The organism is Paenibacillus sp. FSL H8-0260 (assembly GCF_045040625.1).
In the GTDB taxonomy this organism is placed as follows: domain Bacteria; phylum Bacillota; class Bacilli; order Paenibacillales; family Paenibacillaceae; genus Paenibacillus_AQ; species Paenibacillus_AQ odorifer.
Genome location: NZ_CP150298.1, coordinates 954,434 through 976,849 on the forward strand (window position 1 = coordinate 954,434; position 22,416 = coordinate 976,849).

General features: G+C 42.7%; 20 protein-coding genes. 13 read left to right on the forward strand and 7 right to left on the reverse strand.

Translation table 11 applies throughout. The features are described 5' to 3' along the window. Positions 1-153 precede the first annotated feature (153 nt). On the forward strand, positions 154-1,170 hold the full coding sequence (locus MHI51_RS04115) for an Abi family protein (protein ID WP_076276992.1): 1,017 nt from the start codon (positions 154-156) through the stop codon (positions 1,168-1,170). Positions 1,171-1,354: 184 nt separating this feature from the next. Here the strand turns inward: MHI51_RS04115 and MHI51_RS04120 are convergent, their stop codons facing one another. Together MHI51_RS04120 and MHI51_RS04125 are read right to left on the reverse strand one after the other, a co-directional pair. After that, complete coding sequence (locus MHI51_RS04120; RefSeq protein WP_076219452.1) at positions 1,355-2,629, reverse strand: MFS transporter; 1,275 nt, start codon at positions 2,627-2,629, stop codon at positions 1,355-1,357. Between the two features lie 69 nt (positions 2,630-2,698). Beyond that, positions 2,699-3,610 (reverse strand): helix-turn-helix transcriptional regulator, encoded by a 912-nt coding sequence (locus MHI51_RS04125; RefSeq protein ID WP_076219451.1) that lies wholly within the window; start codon positions 3,608-3,610, stop codon positions 2,699-2,701. 318 nt (positions 3,611-3,928) lie between these two features. Here MHI51_RS04125 and MHI51_RS04130 point away from each other — a divergent pair, with 318 nt between their 5' ends. Then, on the forward strand, positions 3,929-5,281 hold the full coding sequence (locus MHI51_RS04130; protein WP_256719010.1) for an MATE family efflux transporter: 1,353 nt from the start codon (positions 3,929-3,931) through the stop codon (positions 5,279-5,281). Positions 5,282-5,300: 19 nt separating this feature from the next. Next, positions 5,301-7,631 (forward strand): bifunctional glutamate--cysteine ligase GshA/glutathione synthetase GshB, encoded by a 2,331-nt coding sequence (gshAB, locus tag MHI51_RS04135; protein WP_076219450.1) that lies wholly within the window; start codon positions 5,301-5,303, stop codon positions 7,629-7,631. An 80-nt stretch (positions 7,632-7,711) separates the two neighbouring features. Here gshAB and MHI51_RS04140 read toward each other — a convergent pair whose 3' ends face one another. Then, positions 7,712-8,155 carry a hypothetical protein gene (locus MHI51_RS04140; RefSeq protein ID WP_036684901.1) on the reverse strand — a complete coding sequence of 148 codons (444 nt, stop codon included), beginning with the start codon at positions 8,153-8,155 and terminating at the stop codon, positions 7,712-7,714. 183 nt (positions 8,156-8,338) lie between these two features. On the opposite strand from MHI51_RS04140, the gene MHI51_RS04145 reads away from it, so the two are divergent. The 7 genes from MHI51_RS04145 to MHI51_RS04175 all read left to right on the forward strand — a co-directional run bounded on the left by MHI51_RS04145 (position 8,339) and on the right by MHI51_RS04175 (position 15,534). Next, positions 8,339-8,893 (forward strand): hypothetical protein, encoded by a 555-nt coding sequence (locus MHI51_RS04145; protein ID WP_076179117.1) that lies wholly within the window; start codon positions 8,339-8,341, stop codon positions 8,891-8,893. 240 nt (positions 8,894-9,133) lie between these two features. After that, the gene (locus MHI51_RS04150; protein WP_081387519.1) at positions 9,134-10,498 is read left to right on the forward strand and encodes a Dyp-type peroxidase; all 1,365 of its coding nucleotides are present in this window, start codon (positions 9,134-9,136) and stop codon (positions 10,496-10,498) included. Between the two features lie 2 nt (positions 10,499-10,500). After that, entirely contained in the window at positions 10,501-10,995 is a 495-nt protein-coding gene (locus MHI51_RS04155; RefSeq protein ID WP_111502622.1) for a hypothetical protein, read from the forward strand. Between the two features lie 64 nt (positions 10,996-11,059). Next, on the forward strand, positions 11,060-11,995 hold the full coding sequence (locus tag MHI51_RS04160) for a catalase family peroxidase (RefSeq protein WP_076219449.1): 936 nt from the start codon (positions 11,060-11,062) through the stop codon (positions 11,993-11,995). A gap of 136 nt (positions 11,996-12,131) precedes the next feature. After that, entirely contained in the window at positions 12,132-13,409 is a 1,278-nt protein-coding gene (locus tag MHI51_RS04165) for a glycoside hydrolase family 5 protein (RefSeq protein WP_076219448.1), read from the forward strand. A gap of 84 nt (positions 13,410-13,493) precedes the next feature. Further along, the gene (locus MHI51_RS04170; RefSeq protein ID WP_076276995.1) at positions 13,494-14,141 is read left to right on the forward strand and encodes a response regulator transcription factor; all 648 of its coding nucleotides are present in this window, start codon (positions 13,494-13,496) and stop codon (positions 14,139-14,141) included. Continuing rightward, the gene (locus MHI51_RS04175; RefSeq protein WP_081387520.1) at positions 14,125-15,534 is read left to right on the forward strand and encodes a HAMP domain-containing sensor histidine kinase; all 1,410 of its coding nucleotides are present in this window, start codon (positions 14,125-14,127) and stop codon (positions 15,532-15,534) included. Before MHI51_RS04170 ends, MHI51_RS04175 begins: the two co-directional genes overlap by 17 nt. Before the next feature lie 192 nt (positions 15,535-15,726). On the opposite strand, the gene MHI51_RS04180 is transcribed toward MHI51_RS04175, so the two are convergent. From MHI51_RS04180 to MHI51_RS04190, 3 genes are read right to left on the reverse strand one after another with little or no spacing between them, the layout of a single operon-like run. Beyond that, positions 15,727-16,866 (reverse strand): DHHW family protein, encoded by a 1,140-nt coding sequence (locus MHI51_RS04180; protein WP_076276996.1) that lies wholly within the window; start codon positions 16,864-16,866, stop codon positions 15,727-15,729. A 20-nt stretch (positions 16,867-16,886) separates the two neighbouring features. Further along, positions 16,887-18,272 (reverse strand): MBOAT family protein, encoded by a 1,386-nt coding sequence (locus MHI51_RS04185; RefSeq protein WP_076220123.1) that lies wholly within the window; start codon positions 18,270-18,272, stop codon positions 16,887-16,889. A 6-nt stretch (positions 18,273-18,278) separates the two neighbouring features. Continuing rightward, entirely contained in the window at positions 18,279-18,779 is a 501-nt protein-coding gene (locus tag MHI51_RS04190) for a DUF4358 domain-containing protein (RefSeq protein WP_036684911.1), read from the reverse strand. Positions 18,780-19,006: 227 nt separating this feature from the next. On the opposite strand from MHI51_RS04190, the gene MHI51_RS04195 reads away from it, so the two are divergent. Both MHI51_RS04195 and MHI51_RS04200 read left to right on the forward strand, forming a co-directional pair. Then, positions 19,007-19,444 (forward strand): HEAT repeat domain-containing protein, encoded by a 438-nt coding sequence (locus MHI51_RS04195; protein ID WP_036684913.1) that lies wholly within the window; start codon positions 19,007-19,009, stop codon positions 19,442-19,444. Between the two features lie 11 nt (positions 19,445-19,455). Continuing rightward, on the forward strand, positions 19,456-20,034 hold the full coding sequence (locus MHI51_RS04200) for an SMI1/KNR4 family protein (RefSeq protein WP_076185078.1): 579 nt from the start codon (positions 19,456-19,458) through the stop codon (positions 20,032-20,034). 89 nt (positions 20,035-20,123) lie between these two features. Here MHI51_RS04200 and mbcS read toward each other — a convergent pair whose 3' ends face one another. Next, on the reverse strand, positions 20,124-21,719 hold the full coding sequence (gene mbcS / locus MHI51_RS04205; RefSeq protein WP_076276998.1) for an acyl-CoA synthetase MbcS: 1,596 nt from the start codon (positions 21,717-21,719) through the stop codon (positions 20,124-20,126). A gap of 169 nt (positions 21,720-21,888) precedes the next feature. Here mbcS and MHI51_RS04210 point away from each other — a divergent pair, with 169 nt between their 5' ends. Next, entirely contained in the window at positions 21,889-22,410 is a 522-nt protein-coding gene (locus MHI51_RS04210) for a GNAT family N-acetyltransferase (RefSeq protein ID WP_036684918.1), read from the forward strand. Positions 22,411-22,416 lie beyond the last annotated feature (6 nt).

Here is a 22,416-nt window from a genome sequence, read left to right on the forward strand (position 1 = left end):
AGAAGTTCATATCCCTATTTTTTTATTTAATGTATAATTCAGAGTGTTTTTTAACATTTTCTTACGAAAAATGGAAGTAAACTAGGTAGCTCGCTCATTTAGAAAATTATAGAACCTTTAAATAAATAGATTAAAAATAATGGGGAGATTTATTTGAGCACACATGTTACCAAAACATTCAAGTCTTTAGACCAACAAATTGATTTATTAAAAGAAAGAAAACTAATTATTAGAGATGAAGAAAAAGCTAAACGACATTTATTAGAAAAGAATTATTTTGACTTGGTAAATGGATTTGAAACATTGTTATTAACTGATTCAAAAGCTACTAATAAAGAATACAATGGTCTTTTTTTTGAAGACTTTTTATTGTTGTATGATTTTGATAAAAAATTGAATTTAGAGATTTTGAAAATTATAGATAAATTTGAAATCCGTTTGAAATCTTCTATGGCATATCGGTTTTGTGAAAAACATTATTTAAATGCTTCTGATTCTGCATGTTACATTGATATTAATAAGTATACGAATCCACGTTCAAATCATTTGAGTTTACCTAAAGATTTAGCTAAGAATATTTCAGGACATAAAATATTTCAGACAAATATTTATTTCAATGGGGCTACGTATAGTAATTTCATTGAGCATTGCAGAGCTAAATATCCTTATATATCTACTTATGATCACCCGCCGTTCTGGGTGACTATTAAAGTCCTTGAGTTTGGTTCTCTCTTTAGTTTATTATTAGGATTTGAAAGAGATGTTTTTGAAAAGGTCATTGAAGATATGGGGATGAAGTACATTGATAAACAAAAGTTTATCAACTCAGTACGAATTTTTATTGAATTAAGAAATACTTGTGCACATTTTCAATTAGTTAATAGATTTCGGACATCGAATCGTTTAAGGATTGATTCGGGTTTGATAAATGATTTAGGTTTAAGAACCAAAATTAATACTGCAGGAATTTCAACTTATTATGAAATAAGACTATATGACACTTTATTAGTACTTTCCCAGTTTGAAAGTCTAAAAGATATAGAAAAGCTATTTAAAGATTTTTATTTTAGACGTTGTAATTCAAAACGTGAAAAAAGCTTAATGGTAAAGATGTTCGAAAGAATGGGGCGGGGAAAGCATTCAGATTGGTTTAAACTAGGTATTAAATGATTTTTTCTTTATTAATTTTAGAATATATGTTATTATTTATACATAAAATAATCGTGCGTGACGGCGAGTTATCCGAGACAAAGGTTAACTGTTTAGTCAAAAAAAGAGATGCTTATAAGCATCTCTTTTTTTTATTCATTTCATCATAAATAATTAAAATGAATTTTTTAAAACCTATTACCATCTATCGCTCCGTTACAACACTTTGCGATGAACTTTGCACCACGGGCTGCCTATGAGTGGCTTCAAGTGTGGAGAGGTCACCGTCCAGTGTTTTGAGTCCGGGGAGCAGCAAGGCTGCGCTGGCGCAGAGCATTGGAAGCAAGCCGGCGATGACAAAAAGTGCAGGCACACCATAGAGTTCAGCAATCGCGGCGCCGGCAAAAGCACCAAAAGGCTGTAAACCGCCACCGATTAAAAAACGGATGGAGTTGACTCTTCCTTGCAGATTGCTCGGAACCAGACGTCCATGGAGTGAAGAGCTTAAGGAGCCGAAGAAGGGGCCTATCGTTCCGGTGGCGAATACGGCGGCGAGAGCAAAAGAAAAACTAGGAAACAACCCCCATAATGTTGTAACTAAACCGATGGTCCCCAGACTTCCGAGCATGACAAACCGCCTCTTTTTAATTTCCCCTATCATGGAAATGACGCTTAGCCCGACTAAGGTTCCAAGTGCGAAAACTGTACTAAGTGTGCCCATCGTCGCCGCATCACGGTGGAGCACTTCGCGTACAAAAGGAACCATCATGGTCCAGACGGCAATGGAGCTTAGATTACTAATAGAGGCCATCATCATTATCGTAAGCATGGCGGGGAATTGTTTATAGAAGGTAAAGCCCTCAGCTATTTCGCGAACGTAGATGGCAATGGAGAAACGGCCTGGAGCTGGAGAGGGCTTGGGTAGCTTCTGCAGGCACAGCAAGGTAGTGATGGCCGCAACGTAACATAACATGTTGATGCTAAGGGCTGGCAGCGCGCCACTGGCAGCGGTCAACGCCCCAGCCAGGGCGGGGCCCAGCAAGACTGCTGCACTTTTGCTGCCATCGATGATAGCAAAAGCCCGCACCAGCTTCCGGCTATCGGCAACGCCGGGAATAACAGCCATGGCTGTTGGCATGAACAGGGCGGCGCAGGCCCCGCTGAGACCAGCGGCGACAAACAGATGCCACAGCTGCAGTTGGCCAGCCAGACCCATGCCAAGTGGCAATGCTATAGCCAGCAGGCGAATGGCTGCCAAGCAGGCCATAAAGCGTACCCGGTGGAGTCGGTCGGACAGCGGCGAGCCCAGCAAGCGCAGCAGCAGCTCAGGTATGCCGGAGCTGAGTGCGAGTGCTCCCATCGCTAGTTTGGAACCCGTCAGCTCATAGACGAGCCATTCCATAGCCAACAAGCCAAAAGCATCCCCAAAAGCACTTAAAGTTATGGTTGAGAGTAAACCATAATAGCTGCGTTTTATCATAGCCTGTTCGCTCCTTTCTTATATTTCTCGCATATACGCTTACCGTCCTTATAAGGACGCTTAAGGCGTTTATGCTTGACTCTCTAGATATGACCCAATCTGTTGCGGTAGCCCATTTAAGGCTTCCAATCGCAGGCTATACGATGTACTTTTAACGTTGGTATGGACAATGACCAGCCCTGCTGCGCGCAGCGCGATCAGATGGTAGTGGATTGTACTTTTAGAAAGTCCGACTTCCCGCACGATTTCCGTGAAATTCAACTGCTTGCCTGTAAGCAGACGAAGGATATACAGCCGCGTCTCATCCGAGAGTGCCCTGGTAAGGCGAAGTAGTGCTGGAGCAGGCCGGCCAGCTTCCGGAGGGAGAACATCACAAGAGTAGCTAGTGAACACGAATTCATCAAACATAGAGGTGGTGACCAGTGGGCGGGCATGATATTGCGGAATGATAATGACCTGCTTCAGACGTTCGTTTGGATAGAGGCGCATTCCGTCGGTTGCTGCTTCAAAGACTTCCATATCATTGTTCCCATTCAGTGTCGTTCGTCTTGACTCGGCTTCCTGTTCAAGCCCTTTGAGGATATTAGGGTCGATTCCATTGAAGTAACCCGCGTTCCATTCGCGCAGGATGTCAGAGGCAGTGTCCCTTAGCTCGGAAAGATTAGAGGGGACCGATTGGCCGAAACGTCCAGATATTTCATACAGTTCACCCGAAGTTAACCCATCAAACCAATCCAGAAAGCTGCTAACCGAACGTTCTACCGGACAGCACCAAATGTAGGGAGCCAAACTGAAATCATCAAGTTTCTTAACGACCTCTTGCATTTTACGAAGCAACATCGGGGCAAATCTTGCTTGGACTTCACGTACCCAGAGCTTACCGGAATCCATAGCAGTATGGTTCTGCTTGCTTAGAAAAGCAGTCATACTGTTCACACATTCATACATGGGGGCAAAATCGACTTCTAATTTATATTCCATGAGTTTCTCCATCCTTTGATTAAGTTACTGAAACATTTATTAGTTCTATAATTATAGAACTTTTTATTGGTTTTATTGTAAACGAACTATATTCCATTTTCAATAGCTTTTCGACTGAAAACAAAAGAAATTTTAATTACGAAAAAAAGACAGTTCCGTTGGGCACATTTTGTGCATTAGGAACTGTCTTTTGATGTCTACACAATTTATATAATTTTTAGGAGTTCTGAGTAGATTGCTCAAATATAATCAATTGATTATATAAGTGTTTGGTTATATAATAAATCTGAAAATCAGATGAAGAAGGTGTTTTTAGATTTGAAGGAATTTCAGGGCATGAATGATTTGACTCAGGGTCCTATTATGCCTACCTTAATGAAATTAACGCTTCCCATTATTGCGACGAATTTCATCTCCACAACCTATGGCCTCGTCGATATGATTTGGGTTGGAAGATTGGGAAGTGGTCCTGTTGCCGCGATTGGCACGGCGAGTTTTTTCATTAATCTAGCGATTGCATTGTCGACTATGATTACGATCGGTACAGGGATTAAGGTTGCGTTTTGTATGGGATCTGGCCAGATAGAGAAGGCTAAATCTTATATGAAAAACGGGTTTGCGATGTCTATTTTATTAGGACTTCTCTATATGAGTTTAGTTCTGTTGACCAACAATCAGTTGATTGGTTTTTTTGATCTTGGAAGTGATGAAGTTGAACGGATGGCACGACAATTTTTAATGATTTCGATCTTCGGGACGGTATTTTCCATCGTAAATACTTTGTTTGCCACACTCTTAAACTCGATGGGAAATAGTAAACAACCGTTTCAGATCTTCTCTGTTGGTCTTATGGTTAATATCGTCCTTGATCCATTTTTAATTTTTGGCTGGGGCAGTTTTGAAGGTTGGGGAGTAGCGGGGGCAGCCACGGCAACATTGACAGCGAACATCTTAGTTACGGCTCTTTTTATCATAAAGACAAGAAAGTCAGAAATCATTTCGAACACATCAGCATGGGACATTCGTCAAATGAAAGAAGTAATTCGTATGGGACTTCCGATCACAATCCAACGGGTCACCTTTACGCTCATATCGATCGTCATTGCTAAGATCATAGTACGTTTTGGGGCGGATGCGATTGCGGTGCAAAAAGTAGGGATTCAAATTGAATCTATTTCTTATATGACTATTGGAGGACTACAGGGAGCTATTGCTGCCTTTTTTGGACAAAATTATGGAGCACGCCGATTGGACCGTATAGGGCAGGGATATCGTAAGGCTTTGATCTTAACCTCCATCTTTGGCGTGATCATATCGCTTATATTTATTGCGTTCCCGCAGCAGCTATTTTCCTTGTTTTTATCAGATCAGACAAGCCTGGAATTAGGCACTGATTATATGCGCATCATTGGCTACTCTCAATTATTTATGTGTATGGAATTAATGACAGTAGGTGCGTTTAACGGCATTGGCCAAACTCATATCCCGCCGATCTTCAGTATTACATTTACTGCACTGCGAATTCCACTAGCCTTGATTTTATCCGAACCTTTTGGCCTGAATGGGGTGTGGATGTCGATTGCTCTAAGCAGTGTGTTTAAAGGGGTTATTCTTGTGTTCTGGTTTAGAAGATCTTTATTCAAAATGAACAAACAGCAGATAAACTACTAAGCAAAGGATGATCGTTGAAATGGCTTTATTAAATCGTAAACTCATACAGCTTCTGAGGGATAACCATTTGAATAAGGAGCTTTTTCACGGCGAATTTGGACTGGAAAAAGAAAATGTCAGAGTGGATCCAGAGGGAAGGCTTGCGCTGACACCACATCCTAAAGCTTTTGGCAACAAAATGGAGAACCCGTATATTCAAACCGATTTCTCAGAGAGTCAAATTGAAATGGTCACCCCTTCTTTTGATTCTATTGATGAGACTTATAACTTTCTGGAGGCGCTGCAGGATATTGTGTCGCTTGAGCTCAAGGAAGAATATCTGTGGCCGAGTAGTAATCCTCCAAGGCTACCGAATGATCAGGACATCCCCATTGCCAAGATGGGTAATCCGATTGAGGATGAATACAGACATCAGCTAGCAGACAAATACGGTCGCAAAAGACAATTGCTGAGCGGAATCCATTACAATTTCTCTTTTGATGAACAATTTCTGAGACAGCTTCATGACATAACAGATCCACAGGTGAGCTTTAAAGAATTCAAAGACGCTACCTACTTAAAAATAGCCCGTAACCTATTGCGGTACCGTTGGCTTCTTATCTATTTAACAGGCGCCAGCCCTGTTTTTGATAAGACTTATATGGAACAATGTGTAGCTCGCGGGGAAACAGATGACGACAAAAGCTTTTATTATCAGAATATGAATTCACTGCGGAATAGCGAATGTGGGTATCGAAATGAAAAACCTCTTTATGTATCTTTTGCTTCGTTAAGGGATTATGTTCATGATTTACAAGCTTTGATCGAATCGGAAGAATTATTAAGTGTAAAAGAGTTTTATAGTCCGGTTAGAGTGAAGACAGCAAGAGGCAAACATCCTTTAGAGGAACTGATGCAAGATGGGATAGCTTATTTGGAGCTTCGGTTTATTGATTTGAATCCACTCTACAAAATAGGAATCGGCAAAGAAACGATGATTTTCATTCATCTTTTTATCCTGTATATGCTGCTGAAGGAGGACGAACCGTTCGGAGTAGAGGATCAGAAGATGGCGAATCTTAATCATGATCAACTAATCATGGAAGGAATAAAGGGATGTTTGCATGATTACGGGGATTCATGTACAACGATGGAGCAGCAGGCATTAACTTGTATTCATGAGATGCAGGATATGATCCAACTGTTGAACCCGGAGAATGAAGTGTTTTTGAACGTATTGCATGGAGCTAAGAATAAAATTGTAGAGCCAGACCGGAGTTTTGCAGCTATTGTGAAGTCGGAAGTTCAACAATCCTCTTTTGTACAATACCATCTGAATAAAGCTAAACAATATGCTAAGGAAAGTCTTGCGAATGGATACCGTTTTGTGGGATATGAGGATCTGGAGCTATCTACACAGCTTCTTTTGAAGGCAGCGGTTAAACGTGGCATTAAGTTTCAATTGATCGATCGGGAAGAGAACTTTGTAGTTCTTACGCAAGGTGATCATAAAGAATATATTAAGCAAGCTACGAAGACCTCCCTTGATTCTTATAGTACGGTATTAATCATGGAGAATAAGATCGTTACGAAAGAAGTTCTTAAACAGCAAGGCATTCGTGTTCCCGCAGGAGAAGCTTTTCGAAATCTGGAAGAGGCAATGAATGCGCATGGCACTTACCGTAACAAGGCTATTGTGATTAAGCCCAAATCAACCAATTTTGGACTCGGTATTACTATTTTTACAGACGACTTCTCTAAAGAAGATTATCAAAAAGCCTTCGAAATCGCCTTCGAGTTTGATCGAACAGTGCTACTAGAGGAATTCATGACGGGTAAAGAATATCGTTTTCTTGTCATGGGTGATGAAGTAGTCGGAGTATTGCACCGGGTTCCTGCAAATGTGATTGGAGATGGTGTACATACGATTGAACAACTAGTGCACGAGAAGAATAAGGATCCGTTAAGAGGCCGTGGGTACAAGACACCACTTGAGAAAATTCAGATCGGTGAAGCAGAAGCGATGTTCTTGAACAACCACGCTCAGGCTTGGAGTGATATTCCTCCATTAAACGAAGTCATCTATCTTCGGGAGAACTCTAATATTAGCACGGGTGGTGACAGCCTGGATTTTACGGATGAGATCCTAGATAGTTATAAGGCTCTGGCGATTCAAGCGGCTAAAGCTGCGGGCGCCACTTTTTGTGGAGTGGATATGATGATTGATGACATCAAGGAAGAAGCCAATGATACCAACTATAGCGTTATTGAGATTAACTTTAATCCAGCGATTCATATTCATTGTTATCCTTATAAAGGGAAGAACCGAAAGGCGGATGAACGGATTCTGAATCTATTATTTGGGGAATAAACAGAAGCTCAACCAGTACCTTAGGTTGAGCTTCTGTTTTTAAAGGGGCAATTCGCTCCCTCACCCACTACATGTTCATGTTAGGAGTTACCCGCAGCTGCAACGCCACTAAAGTTTCTGGCTTGGACATTATTAAAGGGATCTGTTGCAGCTGCATTTGTGAAGATCTCTGCTGTGTACTGAATTTGACCTGTTGCGACAGCCGCTGGTGGTGGAATATCTACTGCTGTAAAACCGAAAGCTTCATTTTCTCTGCTGATCGCAACCCCAAATGTCGTGGTGAAAATGATCGTTCCGTTTCTGCGAACATTAACGGTATTGGTATTGAAAAGAGGATTGTTTTCTACTTTTAGAAATCCGGTCAAAAGTACGCGGACATTGCCTTGATTCTCAGCCGACACGCCTGCGGTCTGAATACCAATATCCCCAAAAACAAGGGGAGTCGCTGCTAGTGGAATAACTGCTGGTGTAGCATCCGAAGCAGCTTGGTTGGATAGTCTTAAATCTACAAACTGAATGGTCATCTTATATTCACCTCCTAGAAATAGAATATGATAGAAGGAGAGTTAACTCTTGGATTTGCTATATAATTCATCAGCTACCTACTTGCATGGCTTGATGATCAAGTGTTAAATGAAAGAAGGGTTAGAAGTTTAAGGAAAGGCGGAGCTATTATCAAATATAGGAATAAGTCTAAAAGGATATTATTGATTTCATTGATGCTGTTGGCAGTAGTTATCATTGGTGCGGTGGTGCTTGGGGAACGCGGAGGAATAATGAGTAAATCCGAGAGCTCTTTCAAAAGTCCTGCTGAACCGTCGCCCCTTATCATTACACATGAGAATAGTACAGATGCTATAGAGAATTATGTCATTCTAAAGACGAGCTGGAATGGAGCGGACTATGATCGGGCTTCCTTTTACTATACGGCTTGGCATAGTGAACCTACGCTTCTAACGGGGCTGCATCGTTTGAAACCAGGGGAGAAACTGCAGGTCGACTTTGGAGATTACGCACCGAGTGAAGTCACAGTAAAGATGGCCTATCTAACTGAGAGCTTTGATGAATCGCAGCTTCCAATTGTAGAAGTTCCTGTAACACTCGTCGAAGGGAAATATGAATTTGTGAACCCTCCAGCATCCACCAGTGATATTCCCACTTCGGGCCGCGTCTTTAGTGTTATAGCTAGATGGGGTGAGAACATCTGCGAATATGTCTTCGCATCAGATGGCAAGTTTGATAACTATGAATATGATTTGTGAGGTTAGTCGAAGATAAGAGATGTTCTAAAGCCGGTCCGGTTTTGGAATATCTCTTTTTTTGTCTCGATTTTAGACAAATCTAACGATGTGTCTATTTTTTAGACAATGTACCGTTATTGTCTAGTTGGGGAGGACTGTTAACCTGATTAACCATTTAGGGCTAAGTTTAATTAGATCGAGAGACGGATGAGAGAATACCCGTTTTTAATATTATGAAAACAACTTTAAGACGAGGGAGGAGTGAGCGTCATAGGTACAGAAACGGAAGAACTGAATTATGATGACATTCAAGGAATCGTCTTACAAGAACGGCCTACCCCCTACGTAGGAACCTATGTATTGCTGTCTATCGATCATCAACAGGACGGGAAAGTGATGCTGAAGCGGCTTCTCGACGAAGTGACGTCGGCCGGACAGTGGAATAATCCTCACGAAGGTGCTTGGGTCAACGTTGGTTTTACCTATCAAGGACTCCAGAAGCTGGGGATTCCCAAGGAGTCACTCAACAGCTTCGACCTGGAGTTCCGGGAGGGCATGGCTGCGCGGGCAGCTAAGCTAGGGGATGTAAACGAAAGCAGCCCGGAGCACTGGGAAGACCCGCTGGGTACTGACAAAGTCGATGTGGCGCTTGCTCTGTTCGCGCCTACCAAAGAAGCGCTGCTTCAAGCAGAAGAAGCAGCCCGTCGAATCCACTGCGAACTGAATGGTGTATCCGTCGTTTACCAGCTGGATGTCGGAATGAATCCTGACGGACGTACTCATCTGGGCTTCATGGATGGAATCAGCAATCCGAGAATCGAAGGAAACCATATACCCAATGCGGTGGGGCAGGAAGCGGAGATTAAAGCCGGTGAATTCCTGTTCGGGCATTTAAATGAATCCGGCACTATAACACAGGGACCACAGCCGGCAGAACTTGGCCACAATGGAAGTTACCTCAGTTTCCGCAAATTGCATATGAGGGTCGCGACTTTCCGTCGTTATTTGCGGGAGCATGCGGATAACCGGGAAGAGGAAGAACTTTTGGCCGCTAAAATGGTAGGAAGATGGCCGAGCGGAGCCCCTTTAAGTCTGGCTCCTGAAGCAGATGATCCGGCACTGGGCGAAGATGTCAGCCGACGGAACGCATTTACGTATGGGGATGATCATAAAGGGTTGAAATGTCCGGTAAGCTCGCATATCCGTCGTGCATTTCCCCGAGACAGCTTGCAGGATTCGGTTGTTAATGTGAACATTCACCGGTTGCTCCGGCGGTCAACGATGTATGGCCCTATACTGCCAAAAGGTGTAATGGAGGATGATGGTCAGGATAGAGGCCTTATTTTTGCAGGTATATGCAGCTCATTGTCCCGCCAATTCGAGTTTATCAAGACCGATTGGTTAAATGGAGGCAATTTCGCGGGCATGTCAACCGAGAAAGACCCTATTACCGGTAAGAATGAGGGGGAAGGGATGTTTACCATTCCGGACAAACCTATTCGCCACCGGATGAAAGAAATTCCAAGTTTTTCAATTACCAAAGGCGGGGAGTATTTCTTTGTTCCCAGCATGACTGCATTGCGGTGGATGGCAGAGTTGGATCAACATACATCTAAGGAGGAATAAACATGTTAGAAGGACAAGATCAGACTAATCCGATTACAAGCGCTGGACGTGCCGGCCTGCGGGAAGGTGAAATATCTGAGCTTACCATCATTGCGCCGCTTAAAGAAGGTGGGGCGGATCGTCTCCGTGAGAAGCTGAAAAAAAGTGCATCGAGACAAGCCGAAACGATGGCGAAGATCGCGACCGTTCACGACATGCGCTTCGTAATCTTTGATAACGACACGCGGCTGTTGTTTGCGACGGCTTATGATGGAGATTGGGATAGTTATATCGATGATTTTGGAACTGAAATTCCAGAGTTGTTGAATAACATGTTTAATGAAGTGAAGGATTTTCCGGGAATTGAATCTTCGGAAGCGAAAGACTTCATCGCTAACCATCAGATCACTGCATCCGGCTGGTACAGTGCTTATCCCGATGCCACGGTCAGAGATATTTGGCGCGGACAGCGAATTACGAAGGCCTGGAACGACTTGCTTGACGCATCACAAAGCTAAATAACTAGAAAAGGGGGCTTTGTCCCCTTTTCCTTCCTGATAAATTACAAAGAGGTGAACGAAAATGAACAATAATAAATTAGTGTCGTCTGAACTCGCAGAAGAAGCGGTAAACTCCATTGAGGAGGTAGCAGGCAAATATCCGGGTTATCGACGCGCGCACGCCAAAGGTGTTGTCTACCAGGCGGTGTTCACCCCTAACGGCCAAGCGGGTCCTTTAACAACAGCTGCACATTTGCAAAATCAAGAGGTGCAAGCTCTCGTACGCTTCTCCAATAGCTCGACTAATCCGTCCATCCCTGATGTTTTTTCGCCTGCAAAAGGAATGGCGGTTCAGTTTGTATTGCCTGATGGGGGCGTGACAAGTTTGGTGACAATTACATTGCCGATCTTTTTTGCCAAAACACCGCAATCCTTTATTAATATCTTACGTACAATTAAAGAAAATTCGTTTGAGGGAGCGACCATTGCAGACAAATTCAAAGCCGTCATGGAGAAGTATTCGGAAAGCCGGGCTGGGCTTCAAGCCGTGAAAATGCTGCAACCGCCACTCAGTTTTGCAACCAACCTTTATCATTCCATTCATGCCTATTACTTCACCAATGCTGCTGGCGAGCGGCGGGCTATTAAATATGAGTGTGAACCGGAAGCGGGTCTGCACTTTCTGGCCCAGGAAGAGGTGGAGAATCGATCTCCCGATTATTTGGAGGATGAACTAATCGAGAGACTGTCCAAAGGTCCTGTGGCGTTTCAATTGACAGTAATCCTCGGACAGGAGGGAGATCCTACGGATGACCCGACGTCTGCTTGGCCTGAAGACCGGGAACGGATTGTTGTAGGCCATTTGTCGATCACCGGCGTGGCAGACGAGAAGGCTCAAGAGTACGTCTTTGATCCGACAGTTGTACCTGCCGGCATTGAATGCTCTGAAGATCCTATTCTGAACTTTCGTCATGATGCCTATGCGGAGTCACATTCCCGTCGAAGTACTAATCAGTAAGCATTTATTTTATATTCTATGAATATGATCGGGCTGTCCTAGAATGTCTGCCGACATCCTTAGGGCAGTCCTTTTAGGTATGTCTTGTGACACTCTTGTAACAGAGATTGGCTACGATAGGTTACGAGGTGAGAGAATGAAGAAGTTTAAAGGATTTATCGTATTGATTTTGTTGGCAGTCGTAGGATGCAGTGCAGCAACACCACAAGCAAATCTTGAACCGGAGAAGGAGGTAAAGAAAGAGGTCAATGAGAAGATCGCTTTCTGGGATCAACAGCGTAAAGGAACGAATTTCATGAATTCCAAATCTATACCCGAAAATTATGATGCAGCGAAAGAAAATAATATAGAGTTCATTCGACTTGCGCCAGATAAATGGGCAAAAGATAGTGATTTCCTGTTTAACGATCAACCGGATGCCAATCCAGATAAAGACTTTTTAATAGGGAATGCAGATAAATACGAGGGGCTTGTTGAGGATGATTTTACAGCGTTAAAAGCAGACTTGGATGCAGCCGAGGCGCGGGGTTCAAAAGTAGTGCTGACAGTCCTTAGTCTGCCCGGAGATCGGTGGCGACAGTTTAATGATTATACAAATGATGATCGAATCTGGAAGGATTTCAGTTATCATGAACAAGCGGCAACGTTTTGGAAGGATCTTGCGGAAAGATTAAAAGATCATCCTGCGGTGGTCGGCTATAATCTGATTAATGAGCCACATCCTGAACAAGCTACTGGATTTAATGATTTCTGGACAGAGGATTACAACGAATGGTATAGCTCAGTGGAGAATACTCCGGCGGATTTGAATCTTTTATATGAGACTATTGTGACAGCGATTCGAACCGTAGATACGGAAACCCCTATTATCGTCAATTCTGGTCTGTATGCTACACCATGGGCCTTTAAATATTTGAAACCCATCGATGATGCGAATGTATTATATGCTTTTCATATGTACGAACCCTACGAACTCACCAGCCAAAATAAGAAAAAAGGCTTAACCTATGAATATCCTGGAACAGTTAAAGTAGGTGAGGAGAAGACGGAAAAAGCATTCAATAAGAAAGCCTTAAAGGATTTTCTAGAACCTATCGCACAGTGGGCAGAAAAAAATAACATCCCTGCTAATCGTATTGTCGCTGAAGAATTTGGCACGAACCGGCTTGTAAAAGGTGCAGATCAATACTTGGCTGATTTAATCTCGATTTTTGCTGATTACGGCTGGCACTGGGCGTTTTATGCGTTCCGGGAGGATACTTGGGATGGCATGGATTATGAACTTGGCACTGAGCCACCAACCTGGGAGTATTGGGAAGCGATAGAGAAGGGTGAACAGCCTGATCGAAAGACGGTCGATAACCCGATATGGAACGTACTGACGAAGGGATTAGGTGTAGAGAAGTTGCAATAACGTAGCATGAAAATATATGAAAAGGTGAAACCTGTAAAGGATTTCGCCTTTTTCTTCTGATAATTATAGGAAGGAGAATCTACTTTGAATATTTTAATTGCGGATGATGAGAAACATATGACCACTATATTGAAGACTTATTTTGAAAAAGAAGGCTATAACGTTTGGACAGCAGCGGACGGTGAAGAGGCGCTTGAGCTCTTTTTTTCGAATAGGATCGATCTTGTAGTGCTGGATTGGATGATGCCTAAGCGAAGCGGGCTTGAGGTTTGTAATGAAATCAAGAAGGTTAGTTTGGCTAAAGTTGTAATGCTGACCGCAAGGTCTTCCCATGATGATGAATTCAGTGCCTTGGATATAGGGGCAGATGAATATATAAGAAAACCATTCGACCCAAGGGTTTTGATGCTTAGAATTAAAAAAATGCTAGGCACTGAAAAAGTGGCTGCGATTAGGGATTTAGAAATCGATTTTGAGCGGAAGAAAGTGTACAAGAATGGGGCCGAACTGGCGTTATATAAAAAAGAATTTGAATTGCTAACCTTCCTGTATGAGCATAAAGGACGTATTTTATCCAGAGATGCCTTATTGTCTGCGGTTTGGGGAATGGATTATCTGGGCGAAGAAAGAACGGTAGATACGCATATTAAGAGGCTGCGCGATAAAATTGGGGCTGACCACGTGATCACGCATAGGGGAATGGGGTACAGCTTCCATGATAAAAATTCATAAAATAAGTACGAAGTTATTGATCATGGTGAGCATTATTTTGCTGATTGTTTTTGGTACGTCTTATTTCCTGCACAACTATTTCTCAGCAGATTATTACCTATACAAAATGAAAACCAAGATCAACACCATTTATGACGAAGTAAAGGATCTCCGTTTGGATCAACTCATGGAAGATGAAAGCAGGATCGAGAACAATAATAACGTAACGATTGTTAGGGTTGAAAACAGTGGAAGTACAGCAGAAATTAACGAAAATATTCAATTTGCGTTGTTTAAAGATAAGGTGGCACTTAATAAATTTTGGATCACAGATGAGGTATTACAAAAAGTAAAACAAGGCGGCACGGTTAATCTTTTATTTAATCAGGGCAAATTGAAATCGAGTCTGTTAACGAGAATATACGAGCAGGATAGCAGTCTAATCCTCATAGGAACTGTGGTTGTGCACAATACAGATGCCTTGACCCTCGTAAATCAATTCAGCTTTTACTCCATTCTACTGGGGATTATTATCAGTTTGCTGTTAGTGGCTTATTTTTCAAAAAAGATCATTACACCGTTAGAGCAATTACAGGATGTCGCGAAGGATATATCCAATCTCGATTTTAAACAAGTGACGATTCAAACGGGGGATGAAATCGAAGAGCTCTCGAAAAGCATCAATCAGATGAGTCAGCGTCTAAAGAGCACCCATGCCAAATTAGAGGAGAAAAATCAAAGTTTAAATACCCTTATCTCAAGCATTTCGCATGAAGTGAAAACACCATTATCCTTAATCCAAGCCTATACGATTGGCATTCAGGACGGTCTGGATGATGGCACGTATCCGGATATCATTTTGGAGCAAGTGAAGTATACGTCGGATATGGTGGATTATTTAATTAAATTGTCCAAGATCCAGAAGTCAGAAGTGCATAAAGAGCCTTTTGATCTTAAAGAGCTTCTGCTAAAAGTGATCTCACATTATAATATTACGTTAAAAAATAAAAACATAACCTTAATGAGCGACTTTCATTCGCTTGAATCCTCAATCGTTGAAGAAGATATCAGCCAAATCGAGATAGTATTCAACAACTTAATTAGTAATGCCATTAAATATGGTGAAGAGGATTTTTTTGAAATAAAACTAGGGAGTGACACTACTCGTACATTAAAATTTACGATCTCCAATAAAACCACTCGCCTGAAAACGGAGCATTTAGCGTATATCTGGGACCCATTCTATGTAATTGAAGAGTCTCGAAATAAAGAAATCTCCGGTACTGGACTTGGTCTGTCCATCGTCGCGGAGATTCTTGGCAAAAATGATCTGAAATACGAGTCCAAATTAGAGGACTCATATATTAGTTTTAGTATTTGGTTTGAAGTTAAGGAGGGAATTTTGGAACTGTAGGAGCGTTAGCGTTCGCCTGAAAGCTTTCCGAAGGAAAGCTCGCATCGGAAGCATAAGCTGTCTCCGGATGTTATCCGCTGATAGCGGTAAAATCAAAAACATCTGGAGACAACAGCGACCGAAAGTCCAACATTCCCGCAGTTACGCACAACACCTATTAAAGATCTTTTCACCGCATCCATCGCAATATCATTAATTTAACTTCAATAGCGCCGCATTATCAATAAAAGTAGCCGTATTAAAAAGCAGCAAGACATCCTTGATATCATTTTGAGCCATATAATCACTGATGTTTCCATTATAATAACGGATATCGATCACATGGATTTCAGGCACATGCTGAGTCAGGAAAGGAATAACGCTATGTGCATAAGAGTCCTTGATGACGAGCAGTTTTTTCTGTTTGACCGTTGTTGGATCAAGCTGGCTGGTGATTTTCATGAGCGCATGTACGCCCCCTAAGAAATAAGAGTACTTATCCTTTTTCTCCAGATAACTTAGGTCATACATACTTGTTAAAGTCTCACCGGTATCTTGAATGTACATTTGGGTGGATACCTCATGATTAGGTTTGTACATTTGAATGGAATCAGGTGTGACCCCGATAAATTGCCCCCGGGTATGATAGCTTCCGAGAAATGAATTACTCACAGTCTGAATCTGGTATTCGCTCTGGGACAGAGGCTGCCAGCCCATGCTTTGAGCATAGGCTACATAAGCTAAGTAGGCACCGTAGGTTGTCCAGTGATGGTCGGTCCGATAGTAAATGGGTTCTGCGGCATGTGGGCTAAGAACATCAAATCCATTTATAAAAGTAAGGCTATCTCCTACATCCTTAGCTATTGTTTGATTCACCTCAGCTTGCGAGTAGACAGGAGCTAACCAGGGGAGACGTTCCTTGTACAAGCCAACCGATGTCGGTGCGAGTAAGAAAGTGGTGTTTGCATCAGGATTGTTATCGGCAAAGCGTTTCACAGCTGCTGCATATTGCTGAACTTTAGTGTAATCAGGTGCTGCGAATTTTTCGAAAAGATAGCCGTCTTTTCCTTTATAGATTCCGTTATTCTCTTGCTGCAGCCTCATCTGTTCCACCGCCGATTTCACCCATACCCATTTGTCCCGAAATGGAAAATGATCAGTTACAAAGCTTTCGGCCTCTTCCGCATAGGTGTGGGATAATAAATTGTCCCATGTCAGATGGGGGGCTTTTTGCAAATACCGGTTCTCAAGCTCAGAGAAACGCTGAACAGGCAGTAAGAAAAAGAGGATAGCGACCAGAAATAACGTTGCAACAAATCCTCCAACCAGGATTCGATCCGTCTTCTGCTTCATAAACAATCACCCCCTAATGGTTAGAACCGGAAATATAAAAATGGATTAAAGGTTGCATCTACTAAGTAGGCAACAGATAGGAAAAATAATACGCCATACCAAACAAGAGCAGGAACCGATCTAGGATCCATCCGCTTGGAGAGCTTCACAGGTGTAGAGGCAAAGGTTAACACCACGAGTAGAATCGCGTTCGTGTAAGTGAAGTATAAAGTGGTGTTATTCCATAACGGCTGTCCATTAAAGCCAAGCATCGCTTGTAAGTAGCCAATGACCAGAGGAAGTTCTTCAAAAGCGAATAAGACCCATCCGATGAGTATAAGTACTACAGCATATAAATGTCTTGTCCAACGGGGGAGGCGGCTTAATAGCTTTAATCCCCACCATTTTTCAAAGATAAGAATGACCCCGAAGTATAATCCCCAGAGCAGAAAATTCCAGCTGGCCCCGTGCCAGATACCCGTGAGCAGCCATACGATGAGGATGTTGCGCACTTGAACGCCTAACCCCTGGCGGTTGCCTCCAAGCGGGATGTAGACATAGTCACGAAACCAACTGCTAAGGGAAATATGCCATCTCCGCCAAAAGTCAGTAATACTCTGAGAGATATAAGGTTTGTTGAAGTTCTCGTTAAAGCGGAAGCCGAACATGAGACCGAGACCAATAGCCATATCCGAATACCCGCTGAAGTCAAAATAGATCTGAAAAGCAAACGCAATAATCCCAAGCCAAGCGGTAAAAGCAGGCAGGGAATCTAGATTGGAGCTGGATATGGTGTGCCAGAGCAGACCGATGTTGTTGGCGAGCAGTACTTTTTTGGCTAATCCGATTATGAATCTCCGTACACCTTCTGCGAACATGGGGATATCGACCGTACGTTCACGTAGTTGCCCGGCAATGGTGTTATATTGAACAATCGGACCTGCTACTAACTGTGGAAACAGGGCTACAAATGTACCGAAATCAATCCAATTGCGTTGTGCTTTCGTAGTTCTTCTATAGACGTCAATAATGTAGGACATGGATTGAAAAGTATAAAATGAAATCCCAATAGGTAAAGGTAAATCCGTTAAAGGAATATGTGTACCGAGGAGTCCATTTATATTTTGGATGAGAAAATCTGCGTATTTAAAATACGACAAGAAGCCTAGATTAATAATGACGGAACTAACCACAATCCACTTGCGCTGCACCGCAGTCAGCTTTGGTCTGCTGAGCAGTAGACCAAAGCTGTAATCTGTAATGGTGGACAGCAACATGATTACAATGTAGACAGGTTCGCCCCAAGCATAAAAAACCAGGCTGCTTAAAAACAATATGAGGTTTTTGATTCGCCAGGGCGAAACATAATAGAGCGCTAGGACAGCCGGCAGGAATAGGAATAGGAAAAGTAGGCTGCTGAATACCATGGTTATTTATTTTTCTGTGAAGTAAGTATCGAAGTCTGCTACGAGTTTATCTTGATCCGCAGGATCAGCAATAACGAACAGGAAATAGTTACCCTTTTTAATAAGTTTATAGTTCTTGGCATTTTCGTATTGATCAGGCAGATAGGTTTCGAATTGTTTTTGAACATCTGTTGCACGCGCTTTGATGGCATCCTCAACAGTAGTCATATCTTTTACATCTTTAACTTTCAGAACCGCAATTTCGTTAGTCTTCACATTCATCATAGGCATTCTAATGCTATAATCTTCAAGCAATTCTGGGTTCAGATGATATAGCTGTTCAACTGTAGCCGCATCAAGCTCCATTAAAGATGGCTGCTCTACTTTGCTCAGCATTTGATCGACCATTTCTTTTGCAGTTAGATTCGTTTCAATGGCAGCCCCATTGTTACTGTTGTTGCTGGAACAGGCGCCAAGCACCACACTTAGTACAATGGTTAACGCTAGCATGAAGGTATGCTTTTTCAACTTAGGTCACTCTCCTTGATGTATTGTCTGAATTTCTCTAGTTACTAACGTATATAGTCGATAGAATGTTGCGCTGGGGACTTACTCCGGATACTTTACCCATATTTTTGCGGAAATATGATATTCACATGAATTCATGCAAAGATCTTCCTCTCTTAGCTTGCGCAATGGTTGGTTATACTGTTACTGTAAGATAGATAGTTTTTAATAGAAGGGGATTGAACGGAATGATCGAAGAACTGAACAATGAACTACCGGAGAATTATGAGGAATTAAAGAAAGCTGCCAACCGCTCTGCGGATTGGAGAGCGCGTCTAGAAGCAGTTGAAGAGCTGGGACAGACCAACCACAAACAAATTATCGATATCCTGACGCGTTTAATGGAGAGCGATCCTGTATATACAGTTCAAGAAGCTGCTTACCTTAAGCTGAAGGCTTTTGGTGAAGACGTTAAGGTGCCATCGAAGAACAAGCCTGAACTAGTTAAAGGCGTATCCAAGATCCTGCTGAGAATTAAAAAGAGCCTGCCAAGAGATCATTCTTACGAGGACTTCAAAGAGAAGCTGAAGAAGATGAGAGTTGACGTGTACGACGCTTATGAAGGTGAAAAAGGCGCTGACTTCGATACGTGGCTGATGAAGATGTGGACTTCCGCAAATAAGTAAAGGATGACAATATGCACACCAATAAATTGACAGAACAATTTCAAGAATACCTTAAGCTGTCCGCAGAATTACGCCCTGATTATATTGCCAGCTTGGGCAAGGGTGGTAACGAAGCAAAGATTACGGCTGTTTTGCCGGAGACTCCTGAACTGCTGAAAGCTATTTATAGCACTGTCTCAGGGACAAGCAGTGAGGAAGAGGAACCAAGCCTTATCGAATTTATTCCAGGGTACCGCCTGATTCATATGGATGAATATGAAGAGGAGATGAAGGTATTAGCTGGGATATTGGAGGAAAAAGGTCAACATCCTGATGGAATTATCTTGCCTATCTTAACGAACTATGGCAGTGATTTCATTTGTTATTATAAGTCTGCTGAGGGTGTGGAACAGGTATGTGACCTGCTCCATGATTTCGGCGATTTAATTGTGATGTATGATTCGCCTGATAAATTCCTGGAGACCTTATGCGAGTTCTACAAGCAGGAGGTTTATTTCCTGGATGAAGAGGGCTACCTCGATTGCGATTTAGTATTAGAAGGCGAAGTTGGTGCGGCGCTGAACCCGGATGCGAAATATTGGTCCGAGTAACGGCCTGATGCCAAATAAACAAAGAGCAGCAGTCCATTTATGGACTAGCTGCTCTTTATTTTTTAATAAGGTGAATTTTATGGCTATGTTTATTCCTGCGCAGCTTGGTTCTCTTGCTCACGAAGCTCTACTCGCCGTATTTTACCGGAGGTCGTCTTCGGAAGATCCTGAATAAACTCGATTTTGCGCGGATATTTATAAGGGGCTGTCCACTCTTTAACATGGGATTGCAGCTCTTTTACAAGCTCTGGTGAACCAACAATCTCATCCTTGAGCACGATAAATGCTTTAACAATGTGCCCACGGATCTCGTCAGGACTGGCTACGACCGCACATTCCTTGACGGAGGCATGCTTCATCAATGCTTCTTCTACCTCGAAAGGACCGATAGTATAACCTGAGCTAATGATGATGTCATCCCCACGACCCTCGAACCAGAAATAACCATCTTCATCTTTCTTTGCCCGGTCGCCGGTTATGAAGAATTCGCCGTGTGTGGAGCTTTCTTTTCTGCCGGGATCTTTGTAGTAGGTGTGGAACAGGGCTGGCATACTCAAATGTACGGCAATATCACCAACCACTCCAGCAGGCAGTGGCTTGCCGTCTTCGTCCACAACCTCGACTAAGCCGGGTGCGATTGATTTACCCATAGAACCAATGCGTATTGGAGTATCTTTGAGTGTTCCGATAATTAGGGTGCTTTCCGTCTGGCCGTACCCATCACGGATCGTGATATCGAATTCACGCTGAAAGGTGTTAATAACCTCTTGATTTAATGGCTCTCCGGCAGATACTGCACATCGCAGGGTAGACAAGTCGTAACGACCTAAGTCTTCTGTTTTAGCCATTAGACGATATTCCGTTGGGGTGCAGCATAATACTTGAATTTTGTGATCCTGCAATAGCTGCAAATATTTTTTGGGATGAAAGGATCCACTATATACAAAACCTGTAGCTCCGTTGCCAAGAACGGTTAAGAAGGGACTCCAGATCCATTTTTGCCAGCCGGGAGCTGCTGTTGCCCAGACGGTGTCAGATCCTTGAATATCCAGCCATTGAGGTGAGGTGATCCGCAAGTGAGCATAACCCCAGCCATGACTATGAACGACCGCTTTAGGGTTGCCGGTAGTACCTGAGGTGTAAGCGAGAATAGCCATATCATCCCGGCGGCTTGCGACTGCTGTAAAGGTATCTGGTTGTCCAACCATCAGACTTTCTAGATCCAGCCAGCCTTCACCGAGTTCGTCTGAGCTGCCAGATACGGAAAGACGGTAATCGAGAGCAGGAAGATCCTCTGAGATTTTATTCACTTCCCCGGTTACTTCGGACCAAGCAATAACGGCTCTGGCTTCAGAATGGCGCAGGCGGTAGGATAAATCTTTGGCACGCAGCATTTCTGAGGATGGAATGATGGCAAGTCCTTGTTTCAGACAAGCTAAATAGATGACATAAGCGATGATGCGGCGTGGAACCATAACAAGAATACGATCCCCTTGTTGCAGCCCAAGCTTCGCAAGTCCTCCGGCCAGCCGGTTAGCTTGTTTGCGTAATTCACCGTAAGTAATTTCCTCATAATCTCCTTGCTCATTTAACCACTTAAGCGCAATCTTCTCAGGAGCATGGCTTTCCATTTCCGAAGTGAGATTGTAGAACTCAGGTGCGATCCATTGCTGATTATCCAATATGAACCTCTCCTATATCAAACAAGATGTGTATAACTGTTCTATTTAGTATATCACGTTATCCTAGTACCAGGTACTAGTACCTTGAGTTCTTAATGAATTTCGGGTTAAGATAATATGTGTAAGGTAAACTTATAATAGACCACAAATCCAGAAAGTGAGAACTTATGTTATGAATCACACAACTTTTGATGAAATATTCGCTATTATGGAAGCCTCATTTCCTACTTCTGAGATCAGAACCTTTGAGGGACAACAGGAGTTATTGGACGTTCCAGATTATCGTCTCATTACCGAGATGAATTCTGAGGGTAAAATTGTTGCTTTTATGGCCTGCTGGGAGTTTCCCGGTTTTCGTTTTGTAGAACATATAGCAGTCGACCCGAGCATCAGAGGTGGAGGAATTGGCAAAAAGCTGATGACTGAATACATCAGTCTATCTAACAAGCCTGTCCTTTTGGAAGTTGAGCGGCCACTGGGTGAAATGGAGCAGCGGAGAATCGGCTTTTATGAGCGGCTGGGCTTTCATTTGAACCCTTACGATTATGTGCAGCCTCCTTTGCGTGAAGGAAATGAAGATTTACCACTCTTAATTATGACTTACCCTAACCCTGTTGATGAAGAAGAATTCCAACTTTATAGAGAAATTTTATATTCAGAAGTGTATAAGGTTACAACTCCGTATCAAGGTTAAAGCCCT